At 68.0% G+C, this 19,814-nt stretch carries 20 protein-coding genes; 11 read left to right on the top strand and 9 right to left on the bottom strand.

The features are described 5' to 3' along the window. The first annotated feature begins 2 nt into the window (after window positions 1-2). From BMZ25_RS17070 to BMZ25_RS17050, 5 genes are all read left to right on the top strand, one after another. Window positions 3-902 carry a manganese/iron ABC transporter ATP-binding protein gene (locus BMZ25_RS17070; RefSeq protein WP_092695859.1) on the top strand — a complete coding sequence of 300 codons (900 nt, stop codon included), beginning with the start codon at window positions 3-5 and terminating at the stop codon, window positions 900-902. Then, entirely contained in the window at window positions 902-1,795 is an 894-nt protein-coding gene (locus tag BMZ25_RS17065) for a metal ABC transporter permease (RefSeq protein WP_092695858.1), read from the top strand. Before BMZ25_RS17070 ends, BMZ25_RS17065 begins: the two co-directional genes overlap by 1 nt. After that, complete coding sequence (locus BMZ25_RS17060) at window positions 1,792-2,643, top strand: metal ABC transporter permease (RefSeq protein ID WP_092695857.1); 852 nt, start codon at window positions 1,792-1,794, stop codon at window positions 2,641-2,643. The genes BMZ25_RS17065 and BMZ25_RS17060 overlap by 4 nt, the downstream gene beginning before the upstream one ends. Window positions 2,644-2,713: 70 nt before the next feature. Then, complete coding sequence (locus BMZ25_RS17055; RefSeq protein ID WP_092695856.1) at window positions 2,714-3,358, top strand: NAD(P)-dependent oxidoreductase; 645 nt, start codon at window positions 2,714-2,716, stop codon at window positions 3,356-3,358. Window positions 3,359-3,484: 126 nt separating this feature from the next. Beyond that, window positions 3,485-3,793, top strand: a complete 309-nt coding sequence (locus BMZ25_RS17050; RefSeq protein ID WP_092695855.1) for a hypothetical protein — start codon at window positions 3,485-3,487, stop codon at window positions 3,791-3,793. 32 nt (window positions 3,794-3,825) lie between these two features. Here the strand turns inward: BMZ25_RS17050 and BMZ25_RS17045 are convergent, their stop codons facing one another. From BMZ25_RS17045 to cuyA, 7 genes are all read right to left on the bottom strand, one after another. Next, complete coding sequence (locus tag BMZ25_RS17045) at window positions 3,826-4,971, bottom strand: DSD1 family PLP-dependent enzyme (protein WP_092695854.1); 1,146 nt, start codon at window positions 4,969-4,971, stop codon at window positions 3,826-3,828. A 13-nt stretch (window positions 4,972-4,984) separates the two neighbouring features. Then, entirely contained in the window at window positions 4,985-5,782 is a 798-nt protein-coding gene (locus tag BMZ25_RS17040) for an alpha/beta fold hydrolase (RefSeq protein WP_143071552.1), read from the bottom strand. After that, a complete protein-coding gene (locus BMZ25_RS17035) occupies window positions 5,779-7,188 on the bottom strand; it encodes an amidohydrolase family protein (RefSeq protein WP_092695852.1) in 1,410 nt (469 codons plus the stop codon). The genes BMZ25_RS17040 and BMZ25_RS17035 overlap by 4 nt, the downstream gene beginning before the upstream one ends. Before the next feature lie 15 nt (window positions 7,189-7,203). Further along, window positions 7,204-8,526, bottom strand: coding sequence for a TRAP transporter large permease (locus BMZ25_RS17030; protein ID WP_092695851.1), 1,323 nt, complete (start codon window positions 8,524-8,526; stop codon window positions 7,204-7,206). 2 nt (window positions 8,527-8,528) lie between these two features. Continuing rightward, window positions 8,529-9,035 (bottom strand): TRAP transporter small permease subunit, encoded by a 507-nt coding sequence (locus BMZ25_RS17025; RefSeq protein ID WP_092695850.1) that lies wholly within the window; start codon window positions 9,033-9,035, stop codon window positions 8,529-8,531. An 82-nt stretch (window positions 9,036-9,117) separates the two neighbouring features. After that, entirely contained in the window at window positions 9,118-10,164 is a 1,047-nt protein-coding gene (locus BMZ25_RS17020) for a TRAP transporter substrate-binding protein (protein WP_092695849.1), read from the bottom strand. Window positions 10,165-10,259: 95 nt separating this feature from the next. Further along, a complete protein-coding gene (gene cuyA, locus BMZ25_RS17015; protein WP_092695848.1) occupies window positions 10,260-11,279 on the bottom strand; it encodes a D-cysteate sulfo-lyase in 1,020 nt (339 codons plus the stop codon). 145 nt (window positions 11,280-11,424) lie between these two features. Here cuyA and BMZ25_RS17010 point away from each other — a divergent pair, with 145 nt between their 5' ends. Next, window positions 11,425-12,321: a LysR family transcriptional regulator gene (locus tag BMZ25_RS17010; protein WP_092695847.1), complete on the top strand. Its 897-nt coding sequence runs from the start codon at window positions 11,425-11,427 to the stop codon at window positions 12,319-12,321. Window positions 12,322-12,333: 12 nt separating this feature from the next. On the opposite strand, the gene argE is transcribed toward BMZ25_RS17010, so the two are convergent. Further along, window positions 12,334-13,494, bottom strand: a complete 1,161-nt coding sequence (gene argE / locus BMZ25_RS17005; protein WP_092695846.1) for an acetylornithine deacetylase — start codon at window positions 13,492-13,494, stop codon at window positions 12,334-12,336. A gap of 166 nt (window positions 13,495-13,660) precedes the next feature. Between argE and BMZ25_RS17000 the strand changes: the two genes are divergently transcribed. After that, the gene (locus tag BMZ25_RS17000) at window positions 13,661-14,458 is read left to right on the top strand and encodes an aspartate dehydrogenase (protein ID WP_092695845.1); all 798 of its coding nucleotides are present in this window, start codon (window positions 13,661-13,663) and stop codon (window positions 14,456-14,458) included. A gap of 9 nt (window positions 14,459-14,467) precedes the next feature. On the opposite strand, the gene BMZ25_RS16995 is transcribed toward BMZ25_RS17000, so the two are convergent. Then, on the bottom strand, window positions 14,468-15,160 hold the full coding sequence (locus BMZ25_RS16995; protein ID WP_218142562.1) for a winged helix-turn-helix transcriptional regulator: 693 nt from the start codon (window positions 15,158-15,160) through the stop codon (window positions 14,468-14,470). 110 nt (window positions 15,161-15,270) lie between these two features. Here BMZ25_RS16995 and BMZ25_RS16990 point away from each other — a divergent pair, with 110 nt between their 5' ends. The 4 genes from BMZ25_RS16990 (at window position 15,271) to BMZ25_RS16975 (ending at window position 19,805) form a co-directional block, all read left to right on the top strand. Beyond that, window positions 15,271-16,422 (top strand): acyl-CoA dehydrogenase family protein, encoded by a 1,152-nt coding sequence (locus BMZ25_RS16990; RefSeq protein ID WP_092695844.1) that lies wholly within the window; start codon window positions 15,271-15,273, stop codon window positions 16,420-16,422. A gap of 325 nt (window positions 16,423-16,747) precedes the next feature. Continuing rightward, window positions 16,748-17,758, top strand: coding sequence for a TRAP transporter substrate-binding protein (locus tag BMZ25_RS16985; RefSeq protein ID WP_092695843.1), 1,011 nt, complete (start codon window positions 16,748-16,750; stop codon window positions 17,756-17,758). 106 nt (window positions 17,759-17,864) lie between these two features. Next, on the top strand, window positions 17,865-18,515 hold the full coding sequence (locus tag BMZ25_RS16980) for a TRAP transporter small permease (RefSeq protein WP_092695842.1): 651 nt from the start codon (window positions 17,865-17,867) through the stop codon (window positions 18,513-18,515). A gap of 3 nt (window positions 18,516-18,518) precedes the next feature. Continuing rightward, window positions 18,519-19,805, top strand: coding sequence for a TRAP transporter large permease (locus BMZ25_RS16975; RefSeq protein ID WP_092695840.1), 1,287 nt, complete (start codon window positions 18,519-18,521; stop codon window positions 19,803-19,805). The last annotated feature ends 9 nt before the right edge of the window (window positions 19,806-19,814 follow it).

Genomic DNA, 19,814 nt, shown 5'->3' with positions numbered 1-19,814 from the left:
CCATGTCCCGCGACACCGCATCCCCTTCCGCCGCGGCGGACTCCGCCGACGGCGGCATCCGCGCCCACGACATCACCGTGACCTACCGCAACGGGCACACCGCGCTGCATGACGCCAGCTTCGAGATCCCGCGCGGCACGATCACCGCGCTGGTCGGCGTCAACGGCGCGGGCAAGTCGACGCTGTTCAAGGCGATCATGGGCTTCCTCCCCATCGCCAGGGGCGAGATCCGGCTGTTGGGCCTGACGGTGAAACAAGCCCTGCGCCGCAACCTCGTCGCCTATGTCCCCCAGGCCGAAGAGGTCGACTGGGCCTTTCCCGTGCTGGTCGAGGACGTAGTGATGATGGGCCGCTACGGGCGCATGGGCTTTCTCCGCCGCCCCGCGCAGGCCGACCGAGACGCCGTCGACCGTGCGCTGGAACGCGTGGGCATGCGCGACTTCCGCCACCGCCAGATCGGCGAATTGTCGGGCGGCCAGCGCAAGCGTGTGTTCCTCGCCCGCGCGCTGGCGCAGGACGGACAGGTGATCCTGCTGGACGAGCCGTTCACCGGCGTCGACGTGCAGACCGAAGAGCAGATCGTCGCGCTCCTGCGAGAGCTGCGCGACGAGGGACGGGTGATGCTCGTCTCGACGCACAACCTGGGCTCGGTGCCCGAGTTCTGCGACCGCACCGTTCTGGTGAAGGGCACGGTTCTGGCCCACGGGCCGACCGCGACGACATTCACCCGCGCCAACCTGGAACGCGCCTTCGGCGGCGTGCTGCGCCACTTCACCCTGGGCGGCGAGGCGCTGCACGACGATTACGCCGACGACCCGCGCGAGGTGACGATCTTCACGGACGACGAGCGCCCGCTGGTGCATTACGGCGACGAAACAAGGACACGCGGGGACGGCGGCTGATGGAGGTGCTGCTCGAACCCTTCTCGTACGGCTACATGACGAACGCCATGTGGGTGTCGGCGCTGGTCGGCGGGGTCTGCGCGTTCCTGTCGGCCTACCTGATGCTGAAAGGGTGGAGCCTGATCGGCGACGCGCTGTCCCACTCGGTCGTGCCGGGCGTCGCGGGGGCCTACATCCTCGGCCTGCCCTTCGCGCTCGGCGCGTTCATCGCGGGCGGCCTGGCCGCGGGGTCGATGCTGTTCCTGTCCGAGCGCTCGGGGTTGAAGATCGACGTGGTCATCGGCCTGATCTTCACGGCGTTCTTCGGGCTGGGGCTGTTCATGGTGTCGGTCAACCCGATGGCTGTGTCGATTCAGACGATCACCATGGGCAACATCCTGGCGATCACGCCCGGCGACACACTGCAGCTGGCGCTGATCGGGATCGTGTCGCTGGGCGTGCTGCTGCTGAAGTGGAAGGACCTAATGGTCGTCTTCTTCGACGAGACCCATGCCCGCTCCATCGGGCTGCGGCCCGACCTTCTGAAGGCGGTGTTCTTCGTGCTGCTCTCGGCCTCGGTCGTGGCGGCGATGATGACCGTGGGCGCGTTCCTGGTGATCGCCATGGTCGTGACGCCGGGCGCGACGGCTTACCTGCTGTGCGACCGGTTTCCGCGGCTGATCGCCCTGTCGGTGCTGATCGGCGCGACGACGAGCTTTGTCGGGGCCTATGTCAGCTATTTCCTCGACGGGGCGACGGGCGGTGTCATCGTCACGCTGCAGACGCTGATCTTCCTGACGGCCTTCGTCCTGGCGCCCAAGCACGGTCTGCTGGCCTCGCGGCGCAAGGCGGCCGCCGCGCTGCGCCGCCCGGCCGGCACGGCCACCACGACGGCAGCGGAGGTGGTGGAATGATCGAGACGCTGCTGCTGCCGTTCCAGTTTCCGTTCATGCAGAACGCCTTCCTGATCGCGGCCCTCGTCGCCGTGCCGACGGCGCTGCTGTCCTGTTTCCTGGTGCTCAAGGGCTGGGCGCTGATGGGGGACGCGGTGAGCCACGCGGTGCTGCCGGGCATCGTGCTGGCCTGGATCGCCGGGATACCGCTGATCATCGGCGCCTTCGCCGCGGGCATGACCTGCGCGCTCCTCACCGGCTATCTGAGCGAGAACAGCCGGGTGAAACAGGACACCGTCATGGGCGTCGTGTTCTCGGGAATGTTCGGGATCGGCCTGATCCTGTTCACCTCGGTCCACACCAACGAACATCTCGATCATGTCCTCTTCGGCAACATGCTGGGCGTCGAGCCGGGCGATCTGTGGACAGCGGGGCTCATTTCACTGGCCGTGTCGGCCGTGCTGCGTTTGAAGTGGAGGGATTTCCTGCTGCACGCCTTCGACCCCGCGCAGGCGCGCGCCAGCGGCCTGCCGGTCGGCGTCCTGCATTACGGGCTGCTCGCCATCCTGTCGCTGACCATCGTCGCCACGCTCAGCGCCACTGGCCTGATCCTGGCGGTGGCGCTGCTGATCGCGCCGGGCGCCATCGCCTTTCTCGCCGTCCGCAGCTTTGGCCGGATGCTGATCGTCGCCGTCTGCGTCTGCACGGCGGCGATGCTGTCGGGCGTCTATCTGAGCTTCTACCTCGACAGCGCCCCGGCGCCGACCGTGGTGCTGATCCTGACGGGCGTGTTCGTCTTTGCCTTCGTCCGGCGCCTGGCGATGACGCGGGCCGCCTCGCGCCGGGCCGCCCCGGACTCGGCGCGTTGACGCCGCCATCGTGGCAGCGGGGCGCGCGCGCCCTACCCTTCGGCGCGGACCAGCGAGGAGAGATGGAACGATGAGCGCACCGATACTTGTGATGGGCGGAACCTCGGGCATCGGCAAGCTGGCGGTCGACGAGATCCTGTCGCGTGGCCTCACGGCCCGCGCCTTCGGCCGCAGCGCCGCAGAGATGCCGGCGGCCGCCAACCTGGAACCGGTCGCCGGGGACGCGCTGGACGCCGACGACGTGCAGGCGGCGCTGACGGGAAGCCGCGCGGTGATCTACGCCCTCGGCATCAAGGAGCGCGTGGCGATGCTGTGGCAGGAAGAGACGCTGTTCTCGGAAAGCACGCGCATCCTGCTGCAGGCGATGATGGCAAGCCAGGTGCGCCGCCTCGTGGCCGTTACAGGTTTCGGTGCGGGCCGCAGCAAGGACGCGATGAGCTGGGTCGAGAAGACAGGCCACGCCGCCGTGCTGGGCAAGCCCTACGCCGACAAGGACCGGCAGGAAGAGCTGATCGTGCAGAGCGAGCTGGACTGGACGATCGCCCGCCCGGTGATCCTGACGAACGGGCGGAAATCGGGGCGCTACAAGGTGCTGCGCGACCCGGCCGGCTGGCACAATGGCCTGATCTCGCGCGCCGACGTGGCGAGCTATCTCGTGGACGCGGTCGAGCAGGACCTCGACATCCGCGGGGACGTGGTCCTGAGCCGGTCGTGACAGCCCTGCCCCCTGCGAGACCGAACGGGCGATAACCGAATGATCGGATCCGCCCGGGCGGCCCGCGTGCTATCCTCGGCGCGGGTGGAGGATGGGAGCGGAGGCGCTTATCGCAGGGAGGACAAGATGATGCTGGCCAGGGTCACGCCCTACAAGATGAAACCCGACAGCCGCGACGCGGCCATCGAGATCATGAACGAACTGAAATCGGACATCCTCGACCTTCCGGGCATGGTCCGCTTCATCAATGTCTGGGGACAGGACGGCAACGGATACGTCATCTCGCTGATCGACGAGTCCGCGGCGAAGGACACCGATCCCGAGCGCATCAAGGCGCTGTGGGGACACTTCCGCGAGCACCTTCAGGGCATGCCGGAACCGCAGACCGGTGAGGTGATCGCCCATTGGGAAAAAGCCGCGACGCCCGCGCAATAGTCACGACGACCGGCCCCGCGCCGGGCCGGCCCTCACCAGCCGCCGAAGCGCGGCCACTCTTCCAGTGCGCCGCTCTCGACCCGGAGGACGTTATACCGGTCGTGCTGCGCCGCCGTGGCGCAGGCGTGGTTCGGCAGGATGCGCAGCCGGGTGCCTACGGGCAGGTCCGGCAGCGGCCTGTCCGCACAGGCCCGCAAGGCGATCGTGCCATGTTCCTGGTTGGCGTTGGCGACGATCAGGTCCGGCAGCACCGTGCCGTTTTCGTCGCAGACCACGCCATAGCCCTGGTCGGACGCCTGGTTGGCGGTGCCCCGGTCGCGCGACATCGCCATCCAGCCCGCATCGACCATGATCCAGCCCCGCTCGGGCTGGTGCCCGATCACCGTCGTCAGCACCGACAGCGCGATGTCGTCGGTAGTGCAGACCCCGATCCCCGCCATGACGAGGTCGAAGAAGACATAGACCCCCGCCCGCAGCTCGGTCACGCCGGTGAGATCGCGCGCCGCATGGGCGGTTGGGGTGGAGCCGACGCTGACCACCGGGCAGTCCAGCCCGGCCCCGCGCAGGGTGTCGGCAGCGTCGGCCACGGCCTTGCGCTCCTGCTCGGCGAAGGCCGCCTGCGCGTCGGCGCCGACGGCGCCATAGCTTTCGCCGGCATGGGTCATCACGCCCCGCAACGCCGCGCCGCCGTCGCGCAGGATCGTGCCGATCGCGGCCAGTTCGGGGTCGTCGGGCCGCAGACCGCCGCGATGCCCGTCGCTGTCGATCTCGATCAGGACGGGGATCGGGTCGGCTGCTGCGCGTGCGGCGTCGGCGACCGCTTCGGCCTGGGCGCGGGAGTCGAGGATGACGCTCAGGTCGCAGCCCGCCCGGCGCAGCGCGACCACGCGGTCGAGCTTCTGCGGCGCGATCCCGACGGCGTAGAGTATGTCGGAGATGCCGGCCTCGTGGAACACCTCGGCCTCGGCGAGCGTCGAGACCGTCGCCGGGCCGGTGCCACCAGAGAGGACGCGCCGCGCAATATCCACTGACTTGCCGGTCTTGAGATGCGGCCGCAGCGTCACGCCCAGATCTGCGGCGTGCCGCGCCAGGCGGTCGATGTTGCGCAGCATGATCCGCTCGTCGAGGATCAGGCAGGGCGTCGTCAGTTCGGTCAGCCGACTGTCGGTCGGGGGCATCTCGGTTCCTTTCTCAGCGCGCGGTGGCGTCGGTCAGCGTGGCGTGCCACGCGGTCACGCACCGAAGAAACGCCGCGCTTTGGGTCTGGGGGAAGAAGTGGCCGCCCGCGGGCAGCAGTTCCAGACCGCTTCCCGGCAGCGCCGCGTGCAGATCCGCGACTAGACGCGGTGGCACGATACGGTCGTCCTCGGCACCGATCACCACCGTCGGGCACGCGATCCGGTCCAGCCAGCGTGTACCGTCATGGCCCAGCAGCGCACGGATGCGGCGGATGGTGATGCCGGGATCCAGTGCCACCTTCGCGGCGTCCGAGCGGAAGTCGTCGGGCGGATTGCGCAGCAGATCGCTCAGCGCGGGGTCGAGGTCCGGCGCGCGCTCCAGCAGGGCGACGCGCAGGTCGAACAGCGCATGCATGTATGCGTCGGCCCTGATCCAGGTGCCCGACAGCACCGCCCCCGCCACGCGGTCGGGCCAGGTCGCCGCCATGCATTGTGCAATTGCGCCGCCGGTCGAGTGGCCGATGACGGTATAGGGCGCGGACCCGAACGCCGCTTCGGCCACGTCGGCGGCGTCGCGGGCGAGCGTCTCGATGCTCCACTCCGCGCCGTCGTCCGGCGTCGCGCCGCAGCCACGCTGGTCGAAGGCGGCGACGGTGGCACTGCGGGCCAGGTCCGGTGCGACAGCATCCCAGAACCGCGCCTGCCCGTTCAGCCCCGCCACCAGCAACAGGTTCGAGCCCGTCCCGGCCACGCGGTAAGACAGCGCCCCGGCAATCCCCTCGCGCCACACCATGCCGTCCGCGGCCGTCACGCGCCGCGCGGTCGCAGCATCGAGCCGGGCTCGGCGATAAGCACGTCGAGCCCCAAGCCGCGGACATGGTCGGCCCCCTCTGGCGGGACCAGCATCCGGCACCCCTGCCCGACGACCTCGCCGTCCATCAGCACGGGCGCGCCGTGGACGAAGCTCTTGACCGCCTTGCGGCGCTCCAGGTCCACCACGGTGACATCGGCATCGGCGCCGACGCCCAGATGCCCCTTGCGTGCCGACAGGCCGAGCGCCCGCGCCGGGCTGACGCAGACCTTCTGCACGAACCCGTCGAGGCTGAGCGCGTCGAGATGCACCAGCGCTAGCCCGCGCGAGCACAGATCGTTACGGGGAATGCCGCCGCCGTCGGTGGCCAGCGCGTCGACGGCGAAGCTGCCGTCGGGGCGTTTCGCGGTGGCGAGGTGCATGCGCGGCTCGGGCGGGTTGGCATAGAAGCTGATGCCGATATCGCTGCCGGCGGCCTTCCAGGCGGCAAGCCCCTCTTCTCCGCCCGTCAGGACGTGCACACCGTCCTTCAGGACATGGACCTGCGCCCAGCCCGCCCGGATCGCCTCGACCATGCCGGCATCGGTCGGGGGGAAGCCGCCCCGCTCGAGGTTGCGCTGGGTGGCGACGCTTTCGGGGGCGCCGTCGGCGCATTTGCCGGAATTGCCGTTGATCGGCGCGAGATACGATTCCGACCACACGTTCGGATGCTGCCCGAGGATGTCGATCGCCTCTTCCGCCTCGGCCAGGGCCGAGCCGTCGAGCCCGCGGGTGTAGCTGTTGATATGGGCAAGGTGCAGCGGATTGCCGTCGGCCAGTTCGCAGGATTCCCGCATGCCGCCGACGTTCTGCGGCGTGTGCACCGTGCCAGAATGAAAGGCGACATAGGCCCCCTGCTCGGCCGCGACGGCCATCGTCCGGGCCGAGGCCTCGCGCGTCAGCGGGAAGTGACCGCCGAGGATCTTCAGCCCGATCGCGCCCGCCGCGCGCGCGCGTGCCAGAGTGTCGCGCAACTCGTCCGCGCCGGGGTCGTTGCTGGTGACGGTGTGACCCGGCCGGACATAGTCGATACAGGCGATGGACAGACCGCAGCCGTGGGTCGTGGCGAACTTCGTCACGCCGTCGATCGGCCCGGCCATCTCGAGCGCGAAGGTCACGCCCGCCTGCGCCAGCATCCGGTGACCGGGCGCCCCGCCCAGCCAGGGCGACAGATGGACATGCGCGTCGATGATGCCCGGCATCACCACGCAGCCCGAGACGTCGTGCTCGGCCGCGGCCTGCCCCGTGACCTCGCCCACCGCGGCGACCTTGCCGTCGGCCAGTGCCACGTCGGCCACCTCGTGCCGGCCGTTGACGGGATCGACGACCAGCCCGTTGCGCAGGATCACTTCGTATTCGCGTGTCATCTCTCGTCCTTGTTGTCAGTCAAGCATCAGGTCCGGCAGGAAGGTCACCAGCGCGGGGAAAAGGAACAGCAGCAGCAGCACGCCCAGATCGCACAGGATGAAAGGCAGCACCCCGCGATAGACGTGGTCGACGCGCACGTCCTTGCCCGCGGTCCCCGCCAGGCTGAACGCGTTGAGCCCCACCGGTGGCGAGACGCCCGCGATCTCGTTCATCTTCATGGCAATGACGCAGAACCAGATCGGATCGTAGCCGAGGTTCACCACGATCGGGAACAGGATCGGCAGGGTCAGCGCGAACACCGCCGTCTGAACGATCAGCATCCCCAGGAGGAACCAAGTCACCAGGATCAGGCCCAGGATCACGTGGCTGTGGACCTCCCAGCTCTCGAGAAAGACGGTCAGGTTGTAGGGGATGCGCGACAGGCCCAGGAACCGGCTGAAGAACAGCGCGCCGACGATGATGAAGAACAGCGTCGCGGTGATCTGGGCGGAGTCCCGCAGCGCGCCGCGGAAGTTGCTGAAGCGGCGCAGCGGCCCGTTCGCGAGCCCGAACAGCAGCGTGCCGAGGGCGCCGACGGCACCGGCCTCGGTCGCGGTGAAGAAACCCGCATACATGCCGCCGATCACAACCGTGCCCAGCAGGGCGATCTGCCACAGCCCGCCCAGGGCGCGAACACGCTCGCGCGGGGTGACTTCGTGCTCCTCGTCGGAGATCGGAGCGAGCTTCGGGTTCGCGCGAGCACGCAGATACATCGACACGGCATAGACCGTCGCCGTCAGCACCCCCGGCACGATCCCCGCCATGAACAGGCGGCCAACCGAAGTTTCGGTGAAGATCGCGAACAGGATGAACATGCCGCTCGGGGGGATCATGCTGGCGAAGGTGCCCGAACAGGCGATCGACCCCAGCGCGAAGCTGCGGTCATAGCCGTAGCGGCGCATCTCGGGATAGGCGATCCGGCCGAACACGCTGGCGGTGGCCAGCGACGAGCCGCAGATCGTCGCGAAGGCGGCGCTGCCGAACGAGGTCGCGATGGCGAGCGAGCCCGGCACCCGCGCCGCGGCCCGGTGGATCGAGCGATAGGCCTGTTCGGCGAACCCGCTGGCGGCGGCGAAGGCGCCCATCAGCACGAACAGCGGCAGCACAGTGTAGGTCGGCGTGGCGATGGCGGAATACATCGTCTCGCCGATCAGGGACAGCGCAGCATCGGGATTAAGCAGGATCGTGACGCCGCAGAACGCGACGAGCAGGAACGTCACCGCCAGGTGCATCCCCAGCAGCAGAAGCCCGAGCAGCGCGACGATCGCCCCGACGCCGACGGTCGTGAAGAAGTCCATTCTCAGCTGCCTCCGTAGCGCGGCGTCTCGGCACCGATGACGGCGCGGACCGCGTGGACGAGGTTGATGAAGATCCGCACCACGAACAGCGCGAGCGCCGTGACCATGACGAACTTCACCGGCCAGATCAGCAGCGGCGTCGGTCCGGCGATGGCCTGCCGCCCCTCGTACGAGCCGAGCGCGTTCAGGCCGACCGCGTACAGCACGATCAGCATCGTCGCCGCGACGAGGACGTACATCACGAGATCGACGACAGCCGCGACCTGCGGCGGCAGGTTGTCGAGCACCAGCTCGACGCGGACATGGGCTTGCATCTTCTCGGCATAGGGAAGGCCGAGATAGACGATCGCGATCATCACGAACATCGCGCTTTCCGAGACGCCATAGATCGGCGTGGACATCGCGCGCGAGACGAGGTCGATGACGATGAGGCTCATCACGATGAGAAGAAGCCAGCCGCAGAGCTCGGCCAGCAGTTTGGTCACGGCATCGAGGAGTCTTCCGGCCATGCGGGCCTCCGTTGCGCGGAAATACGATCCGGTGCCGGCCCGATCGGCCGACACCGGGATTACGCTGGTAAGAGGTAGCGCCTCAGCGGCCGATGGCCTCGGAGATCACCTCGTCGAACTGCGACAGGATCGCGGCCGGATCCTCGGCGCCCGCGGCGCTCGCCTCTTCGGACCACATCTCCTGGTTGGTCTCGACCTCAGGCAGACCGGCGAAGGTCTCGACCGCCTCGTCCGAGGCCGTCACGATGTTGTAGCCGGCCTCTTCCTGCTCTTGCAGGATGCGATCGATGGTGCCGTCCCAGACATCGGCAAAGCGTTCGCCGGCGTTCTCGGCGGCGGTGGCGAAGGCTTCCTGCTGCTCGGCCGAGAGCGACTGCCACTTGTCCTCGTTGATCGTGATGATGAACGGGATCGCCAGCCACAGGTCCGGCATGAAGTAGACGTTCGGCGCCGCCTCATCGAGGCTCGCGCGGTGGATGCCGTCGATGTTGGTGAACACCCCGTCGATCGAGCCGGTCTGGAGGCCCTGGTAGAGATCGCCCCACGGCATCGAGACCGGCGTCGCCCCGGCCCCTTCGAGAAGGTTCAGGTACCACCGGCTCGCGGCGCGGACGCGCAGGCCTTCCATGTCGTCCAGCGTCTCGACCGGGCTCTTGAACACGCCGGCATAGGGCGTGACGCCGTACTTGTAGACGATGCGCTGGTTCTGGTCGGCGAATTCCTCGTCCAGCTCGGGGATGCGCTCGTACATCTGGTCAAAGGCCCACGCGATGTTCTCGTACTCGGCGGGGCCCTTCGGGAACAGGTTGTAGGCGCTGTTGAGCAGCAGCTGGTTGGGATAGTAGTTGATGTTGACGAAACCCATGTCGGCCACGCCGTCGCGCACGCCGCCCATGATCTCTGCGCCTTCCATCAGCGACGCGCCCCAATAGGGCACGACCGCGATGTCGCCGTCCGAGGCCTTCTCCAGCTCTTCGATGAACATCGTCTCGGCCTCGCCGCGCATGTTGTTCGGCGCGGTGTTGGTGGCGAAGCTCAGGGTCAGGCTCTGGGCCGGTGCGGACGATGCCATCGCCAGCCCGACCACGAGGGCCGGAGCGCCGGCAAGCAGTCTCGAAAATTCTTTCATGTCAGTCTCCCTGTTGGTGGGGTGTGAGGCCACGCTCTTGCGGCGCGGCAGGACGTGAGGGGACGCGCCGGTGCCCGACGCGCCGGCCCGCTTGCTTATGCGGCCTTGGCGGCCGTCTTGTCTGAAAAGAGGTGCGGATACGCGAAGAGCGCCGCCGATCCGCCGGTATGCACGAAGACCACGCGCTGGCCCTTGGTGAACTCGCCACGGCGGATCATCGCGACCAGCCCGGCAAAGCCCTTGCCCGAATAGACCGGATCGAGAAGGATGCCCTCCTCTCGCGCGAGAAGCTGCATCGCGTCGACCATCTCGTCGGTGGGCTGGCCATAGCCCTCGCCCACCTGTGTGTCGTCGACCAGCACACGCTCCCGCGGCAGGTCGCCGCGCACGCCCAGATGGTCGGCCGTGGCCTCGGCGAGGCGGTGGACATTGGCACGCTGCCGCTCGGCCGGCGCGCGCACCGAGACGCCGATGACGGGCAGGTCCACGCTCATCGCATGCAGGCCCGCCAGCAGGCCGGCCTGCGTGCCGGCGCTTCCGGTGGCGTGGACGATCGCGTCGATGCGCAGCCCATCGAGATCGAGTTGCCGGACCAGTTCGTCGGCGCATCCCACGTATCCCAGCGCCCCGACAGGGTTCGAGCCGCCACCGGGCACGAAATAAGGCTTGCGCCCCCGTTCGGCCAACGCATCGGCCGCGGCCTGCCCCTCGGCGTTCATGTCCAATCCCTCGGGCCGGAACTCGTAGCTACAGCCGAAAACGTCGTCGAGCAGCACGTTGCCGGTCTCGTCGTAGAGATCGCCCATGTTCGTCACGCGCCGTTCCAGCAGCGCGTGACAGCCAAGCCCCGTCCGGCAGGCGGCGGCCGCGGTCTGGCGGACATGGTTCGACTGGGTCGCGCCGTGGGTCACGATCGTGTCCGCGCCCCAGCGCAGCGCCTCGGCGACGAGGAACTCGAGCTTGCGGGTCTTGTTGCCGCCGGTCGCAAGACCGGTGCAATCGTCCCGCTTGATCCAGATCTCGGGGCCGCCCAGCCGCGCGGTCAGGTTGTCCAGCCGTTCGAGCGGCGTCGGAAAATGGCCCAGGCTGATGCGGTCGAAGCGAGACATGTACATGCGATCTTTCCGTGCGTTGCCCGTGCATCGCTGCACGTTGGGTGAAGCTTGGCCGGAAACCATCGGGCGCACAAATTCCGAGTCTTTCTATCCTCATGTCGAAACGGCATAACCACTGCATAGCAAGAGGTTAGGACGGCTTTGCATGGATCTCGATTGGCTGCAGGACATCATCTGCCTCGAAAACTCGCGAAGTTTCACCCAGGCTGCCCGCGAAAGGAACATCACGCAGCCCGCGCTGAGCCGCCGGGTCAAGTCGCTGGAGGCGTGGCTCGACACGCCGCTGATCGACCGGACGAGCTATCCGATCCGCCTCACCCGCGCCGGAGAAACCTTTCTGCCTATCGCCCGGCAGATGGTCGTCCAGTTGCAGCAGACCCGCGAGGACATCCGCGAAAGCGGCGTGCCCGAGGCGCGCACGATCCGGATCGCGGCGCCCCATTCGATCGCCTCGAACTTTCTTGCGCGGCGGCTGGCCGAAATGTTCCGCGCCGATCCGGAGCTGCGCACGCGGGTCCATTCCGACAACGCTGTGGTGTGCTTCGACCTGTTCTCGCAGGGGTATTGCGAGCTTCTGCTGACCTACCGGCACCCCGCGATCCCGATGGCGCTGGATCCCGACCGGTTCATCTGCCGGGACCTCGCCGCCGTCCGCCTGCTGCCCGTCGCAGAGCCGCAGGCGCTGAGGGACGGAGGCTGGACGCTGCCCGGCACCTCCCACGCGCCGACCCCGCTTCTGACCTACGACCGGGACTCGTTCCTGGGCGGGGTGGTCGCGCATGTCCTGGGGTCGCGTGCCGGGCCGCTGCATCTCAAGACGCTGCATGTCGATGCCTTCGCCGAGGCGATCAAGGCGCTCTGCCTCGGGGGGGCGGGGATCGCCTGGCTGCCCGAGCCGCTGGTCCGCGAAGAACTGGCAAGCGGCGCGCTGGTCGAGCTGGGCGATCCCGGCTGGCAGAGCGAGATGCAGCTGTCGCTCTATGCCGCCGTCGAAAGCGGCGACGCCGATCTCGACCGGTTCTGCGCAGCGCTCGCGCCGTAGGTAGTCTGACCCTCAGCCCGTCGTCATCGAGGCGACCAGACGGTCGAGGAAGGCGTCGCAGGCGTCGAGTTGCGCGATGTCGATGTACTCGTCCGCCCTGTGCGCGACCGAGATCGCCCCCGGCCCGCAGACGACGCTTTCCACGCCCGCGGCCGCGAACACGCCCGCCTCGGTGCCGAAGCTGACCTTTTTCACTTCGTCCGAGCCCAGCAGGTCCATCACACGGCGCACACCCGGCCCGGACGGGTCCGTTTCGAGACCGGGATAGAAGGTCAGCGTCTCGAACCGGATGTCCGCCTCGGGATGGTCGACCTGCGCCGCGGCGGCAAGGCGCGCGGCGGCATCACGCAACTGCGTCAGCAGCGGCTCCGGCGCCTCCTGCGCTAGCGCGCGCAACTCGAAGTCGAGCGTCGCGCTGTCTGGCACGATGTTGAGCGCCGTGCCCCCCTCGAGTCGGCCGACATGCAGCGTCGAGTACGGCACGGCATAGCCGGGATCCTGCGCCCCACTCTCGCGCACCCGGTCCTGCAGCCGCCGGATCTCGGCCATCACGTCGGCGGCGAGGTGCAGCGCGTTCTGATAGTCCGGCGCCATCGACGAATGGCCGCCGCTGCCCCGGCAGGTGCAGCGCAGCGCGGTCTTGCCCTTGTGCCCCGTCACCAGCGCCATCTCGGTCGGCTCGCCCACGATGCACAGGTCAGGCCTGCCGATGCTGTCGTCCAGATGACCGACCATGTGGGAGATGCCGACGCAGCCGATCTCTTCGTCGTACGAGATCGCCAGCTTGAACGGCTCGGCCAGCCGGCCGTCTGCGGCGATCCCCGCCGCCCGGAGCGCGCAGGCCAGATAGCCCTTCATGTCCGCCGCGCCCCGCCCGACCAGCCGCCCGCCGGTCTCGGTCAGGGTGAAGGGATCGCTGGTCCAGTCCTGCCCCTCGGTCGGGACGACGTCCGTATGCGCCGACAGCATCACCCCGCCCGGCCCATCCGGCCCGATCCGCGCGAAAAGACCCGCCTTCTGCCCGGTCGGATCGGACACGCGGTGACAGCGAAAGCCCAGGCGGTCGAGATAGGCCTCGATCCAGTCGATCAGCGGCAGGTTGCTGTCACGGCTGACCGTCGGAAACCCGACGAGCGTCTCGAGGATGTCGCGGCTGCGTCCGGGCTCGGGCATGCGCCCTCCGTTCTTCATGGGCATTGCTCGGCCGCACGGCGCGACCTGCCGCATGGTTACAGCGGCGCCGCGGAAAGGGACACCGCAGATCCGCATTTTCGTTTTGAACCCCGCGCCGTTTGGTGCGCAGCATGCGGGCGTTCCGACACAAAAGGGGATCATGCCCATGAGCCTTCGCATCGCGATGATCGGCGCCGGCGCCATCGGCCGGGCGCTGACCGCCCGGCTCGCCGTCGACCCAGAGGCGCCGCAGGTGACCGACGTCCTGCTGCGCGAGGGGCGCAGCGCGGACGGGCTGGCCGGGGCGCCGCGGCCGCACCGGACGATCGACGCGCTCTGCGAGGCCGCCCCGGACCTGGTGGTGGAATGTGCCGGACAGGCCGCCGTGGCCGAGCATGTCGAGACGCCGCTGGCGCGCGGGATCGACGTGGTTGTCGTCTCGATCGGGGCCTTCGCCGAGGACGGCCTGCTGGACCGGCTGCGTGGCGTGGCAAAGACGGGCGGCGCCCATGTCCACCTCTGCCCCGGCGCGATCGGCGGGCTCGACGCGCTGGGGGCGGCGGCACTCGCCGGGCTCGACCGGCTGGAATACACCGCGCGCAAGACGCCGGCCGCGTTCCGCGACACCCCGGCCGAGGCGCGCTGCGACCTGGATGCGCTGACCGAGCCTTTCGAGATCTTCGCGGGCAGCGCGGCCGAGGCGGCGCGTCTCTATCCCAAGAATGCGAATGTCGCGATGACCGTGGCGCTGGCCGGTCTTGGCCCCGACCGGACGCGGGTGCGTATCATCGCCGATCCGAACGTCGCCACCAACGGCCACGAGATCGACGCCCGCGGCGCCTTCGGCACGCTGCACCTCGACATGGCGAACGCGCCCTCGCCGGACAATCCCAAGACCTCGCTCCTCACCGTGCTGGGGCTGGAACGGGTGATCCGGAACCGCGCCGCGACGATCCGGATGTAAGCGCGCGGCTCACTCAACCATGCGCTTCTGCGAGGCGAAGACGCTGAGCTTGAACCATGCCTTGAACTGCCGCTCGAGCGTGGGCGTGACGTCGATCTCGATTCTGCCGGCCTCCATCTCGCGCGAGAGCTTGGCGACGCCCATCCAGACGGCGGTCATCGCGCGCAGATCGGCGGTCACGAGGATGTCGATGTCGTAGCCGGGATCGATCCGGCACAGATCGATGCCGCCCGGCTCGACCACCAGCCACCAGTCGCGCATGGTTTCCACCAGTTCGGGATACCGAAACTGTATCGAGCAGCGGGTCTCGGGCCACGGATCGGGGGCGATATTGCGCCGGATGTCCCACATCAGGAGCGAGGGATCGAGGTTGCGCAGGGACAGGTGCGACTCGACCCACCGCTGGCCCCAGTTGCCGATGCCGAGGACCAGCGGGCGCAGCTCTTCGCCTGCCTGGGTCAGATGGTATTCGTGCGTGCCGCGCCCCGAGGGCACGGATTCCACCACCCCCGCCATCTCCAACGATTTCAGCCGTTTGGACAAAAGGCTGGGCGACATCCTGGGCACGCCGCGGCGGATGTCGTTGAACCGGGTGGAGCCGCAGAGCAGTTCGCGCATGACGAGAGGTGTCCAGCGGGTGCAGAGCACCTCGGACGCCATCGAGACCGGGCAGAACTGCCCGTAGAGATTCGTGATTTCCATGACAGCCTCCGCAGCGAACAGTCTAGCAGATCAGGTCCACTTTCTGAACTTTATCGGCGCACCGGCGCGGGCCATCCTTTCCCTCGCATCCAGTGAAAGGGAGCAAGACGATGGGAGAGATTCAGCAGATCGACCGCCCCGGACCGCGTGACCTGGGCCCCACTGCGACCGCGCTGGCCGAGGCCTGCGCCGCAGACGCCGCGGCCCGCGACCGGGACGACAGTTTCGTCGCCGACAATTACGAACACGCCCGCACAGCGGGGCTGCTCGACGCCGGCGTTCCGGCCGAGCTCGGCGGCGGCGGGGCCGACATCCGCGCCCTGTGCGACATGCTGCGCCGGGTGGCGCATGGATGCTCTTCGACGGCGCTGGCGCTGTCGATGCACACCCACCAGGTCGCGTTTCCGGCATGGCGGTGGCACAACCAGCCGCAGACCCGCGACAAGACCGAGCCGCTGCTCGGCCGCATCGTGTCGGAAAAGCTGGTCCTGCTGTCCTCGGGCGGCGGCGACTGGATCGGCGGCTCGGGCAAGGCCGAACCGGTCGAGGGCGGCTACCGGGTGACGGCGCGCAAGGTCTTCGTCTCGGGCGCCCCGGCCGGCGACCTCCTGATGACCAGCGCCGTCTCGCCTGAGGATGGCGGCACGGTGATCCACTTCCCCTGCCCGATGACGGATCCAGCCGTTTCGATCCTCGATACCTGGCACACGCTGGGGATGCGCGGCACCGGCAGCCACGACGTGATGCTCGACGGGCTGTTCGTTCCGGATGCGAAAGTCGCGGTGAAGCGTCCGGCGGGCCAGTGGCACCCGGTGTTCTTCATCCTCGCGACGGTGGCCTTCCCGCTGATCTACGCGGTGTACCTGGGCGTGGCGGAACGGGCCCGCGACATCGCCGTCGGGTTGGCTGCGGCGCGGACGCCCTCGCCGCTCCTGCGCGACCGGGCGGGCCGGATGGAGACGGCGCTGACCGCCGCGCGGCTGGCGCACGCGCACATGATCGCGACAGCCGAGCGCAACGCGCCCTCGGCGGACACCGTGAACCAGGTGATGACCGGCCGGCACCTCGTCGAGGAGAACGCCATCCGCACGGTCGAGCTGGCGATGGAGCTTGCCGGCGGCGCGGGTTTCTACCGCAAGGCCGAGCTCGAGCGGCTGTTCCGCGACGTGCAGGCCGCCCGGTATCACCCGCTGCAGAAGGAAACCCAGTCCGCCTTCGCCGGGGCCATCGCGCTCGGCCATCCGACTGACGCGATCTACTGACTGCGGCGCCCGACTTTCCGCGGCCCGGCCCCGTGCCGGGCCGCCGGCGTGTTCAACCTTCGGGCGAGACAAGGCCCCGAGGATCAAGCACTTTTTCTCCGGCCCGTCGCGGGGCTGCAAAACGGTCAGGCACCGCGTCCGGATTCGATCGCGAGACGCGGAAAGACCGATAAGCCCGCCAAATCGGCGAAGATTTACATTGACAGCAACCCTCGGCCCCACGGACCCTTAATACATCTTTCCGCGGGGGAACGTCCCGCCAATCGAAACCGATGGCCCGGCCGGTCAGTGATGGCACGGGCGCCGGAAGCAGGGAGACCAGACCATGACATACAAGACCCTCATCGCCGCGAGCACGCTCGCCCTTTTCGCGGGCACCGCCGCCAGCGCCGATACCTGGCGTTACGCCTTTGAAGAGGCGATGGACGAGGTGCAGGGCCAGTTCGCGCAGAAGTTCAAGGAAGAGGTCGAGGCCAACTCCGACCACACCGTCCAGCTCTTCCCGTTCGGCACGCTCGGGGAATCGACCGACATCATGGAGCAGGCGCAGTCGGGCATCCTGCAGTTCGTCGACCAGTCGCCGGGCTTCACCGGCGCGCTGATCCCCGAGGCGCAGGTGTTCTTCGTGCCCTACCTGCTCCCCCAAGACGAGGAAAAGCTGGCGACGTTCTTCGAGGAATCCAAGGCCATCAACGAGCTGTTCCCGCCGCTCTACGAGGAACAAGGCCTGAAACTTCTGACGATGTTCCCCGAAGGCGAGGTCATGATGACCACGACCGAACCGGTGAAGGGCCCCGACGACCTGAACGAGGTCAAGTTCCGCGTGATGACCAACCCGCTGCTGGTTGAAAGCTACCAGGCGTTCGGCGCGACGCCGACGCCGCTGCCGTGGGGCGAGGTCTACGGCGCGCTGCAGACCGGCATCATCCAAGGCCAGGAAAATCCGGCCTTCTTCATCGAGTCGACGAAGATGTACGAGGTGACCGACCACATCACGCGGACCGGCCACAACAACTTCACGACCGCCGTGATGGCCAATCTCGACTTCTACGAGGGCCTGTCGGAAGAAGAGCAGACGGTGGTCAGCGACGCCATAGATGCCGCCTTCGACTTCATCATCGACTACCAGGAGGGCCTGACCGAGGAGTCGCTGGAGAAGATCAAGGAGGCCAAGCCCTCGATGACGATCACCACGCTCTCCGAAGAGGAGCGTCAGCCCTTCATGGAGACCGCTGACGAGGTCGAGCAGGAATTCCTCGAGATCGGCGGCGACCAGGCGCAGGAGATCCTCGATCAGATGAAGGCCGACCTGGAGGCCGTCGACGCGGGAAGCTGATGGTCGGCCCACGTCGCCGAACCCGGTCGCACCGGGCCGCCCCCAGGCGGCCCGGTAGCCGGGACGGGTGTGTCTTTCCCCAATCCATGCATCGAGGAACGCGGCCATGACTGCAGAGGACGATCGTCGGTCCGACCATGAGCCGACCACGCCCCCGCCGGGCGGCGCCCCCGCGGCGGACGACGACATCGACGATTCCGCGTATGTCTCGGGCCTGCCCGGCGTGCTCGGGGTAATCGACGTGTCGATCGCGCGGATCGAGGCGGTCCTGCTGGCGCTCGGCGTCCTGCTCATGGCGCTGAACACGGTGGCCAACGTGGTCGGCCGCTACCTGTTGGGCCGGAGCATCTTCTTCTCCGAAGAGCTCAACCAGGCGCTCATCATCCTCATCACCTTCGCGGGCATCTCCTACGCCGCGCGGCACGGGCGGCACATCCGCATGTCGGCGATCTTCGACGCCCTGCCCCCACGGCTTCGCAAGCCGCTGATGATCGTCATCGCCGTGGTGACCGCCGCGGCGATGTTCCTGCTGACCTGGTACTCCATCGCCTATGTGGGCACCCAGGCCTCGCGCGGGCGGCTTCTGCCGGCGCTGCAGATTCCCGTCTGGTGGATCATCGTCTGGGCGCCGCTGGGATTTTTCCTCACCGGGCTGCAATATGCGCTGACCGCGATCAAGAACCTGATCCACAAGGACATCTGGCTCTCCACCAGCACGATGGAAGGCTACGACGACACCGGCAAGGAAGAGGTCTGAGCCATGAGCCTGATGATATTCGGCACGATGATCGTTCTGCTCCTTCTGGGCTTTCCGATGATGATCCCGCTGATCGCGGGCTCGCTCATCGGGTTCGTGTCCCTGTTCGGCGGGTTCGGACAGCTCGACACGATGGTGCAGCAGATCCTCGGCGGCATCCGCCCGGCCAGCCTGATCGCCGTGCCGATGTTCATCTTCGCCGCCGACATCATGACGCGCGGGCAGTCCGCCAACCGCCTGATCGACCTCGTGATGGCCTTCGTGGGCCATCTGAAGGGCGGGCTCGCGGTGTCGACGGCGACGGCCTGCACGCTGTTCGGCGCGGTCTCCGGCTCGACCCAGGCGACGGTGGTGGCCGTCGGCGGGCCGCTGCGACCCCGGATGCTGAAGGCCGGCTACAACGACAGCTTCGTCCTGGCACTGATCGTGAACAGTTCGGACATCGCGTTCCTGATCCCGCCCTCGATCGGCATGATCATCTACGGCGTCGTTTCGGGAACCTCGATCTCCGAGCTGTTCATCGCCGGCATCGGCCCCGGCGTGCTGATCCTGATCATGTTCTCGGTCTACTCCTATTTCTACGCCAAGAGGTACGACGTCCCCACCGAGGCAAAGTCGAGCTGGTCCGAGCGCGTCGGCGCGGTGCGTCGCGCACTCTGGCCGCTGGGATTTCCGGTCATCATCGTGGGCGGCATCTACGGCGGCATCTTTTCCCCGACCGAGGCCGCGGCGGCCTGCGTTCTGTACGCGCTGATCCTCGAGATGGTCGTGTTCCGTGAGATGAACGTGAAGCAGCTCTACGCCACGGCCAAGTCGACGGGCCTGATCACGGCGGTGGTGTTCATCCTCGTCGGCGCGGGCGCGGCGTTCTCATACGTCATCAGCTTCGCGCAGATCCCGCAGCAGGTGCTGGGCGCCATCGGCATCGACGACATGGGCCCGTACGCAATCCTGTTCACCATCTCGATCGCGTTCTTCGTGGGCTGCATGTTCGTCGATCCGATCGTCGTGATCCTGATCCTCGTGCCGATCTTCGCCCCCGTGGTCGACTCGGCCGGGCTGGACCCGGTGCTGGTCGGCACGATCATCACCCTGCAGGTCGCAATCGGCAGTGCGACGCCGCCCTTCGGCTGCGACATCTTCACGGCCATCGCGGTGTTCAAACGGCCCTATGCCGAGGTCATACGCGGCACCCCGCCCTTCATCATCATGCTGATCACGGTCGCGGTGCTGCTGATCTTCTTCCCGCAGATCGCGCTGTTCCTGCGTGACCTGGCCTTCGCTGAGTGAGGAGAGCAG

Origin of the sequence: Tranquillimonas rosea, from assembly GCF_900111315.1 — a bacterium.
GTDB classification, from domain to species: domain Bacteria; phylum Pseudomonadota; class Alphaproteobacteria; order Rhodobacterales; family Rhodobacteraceae; genus Tranquillimonas; species Tranquillimonas rosea.
This window is presented reverse-complemented; position numbering and strand designations above follow the sequence as displayed.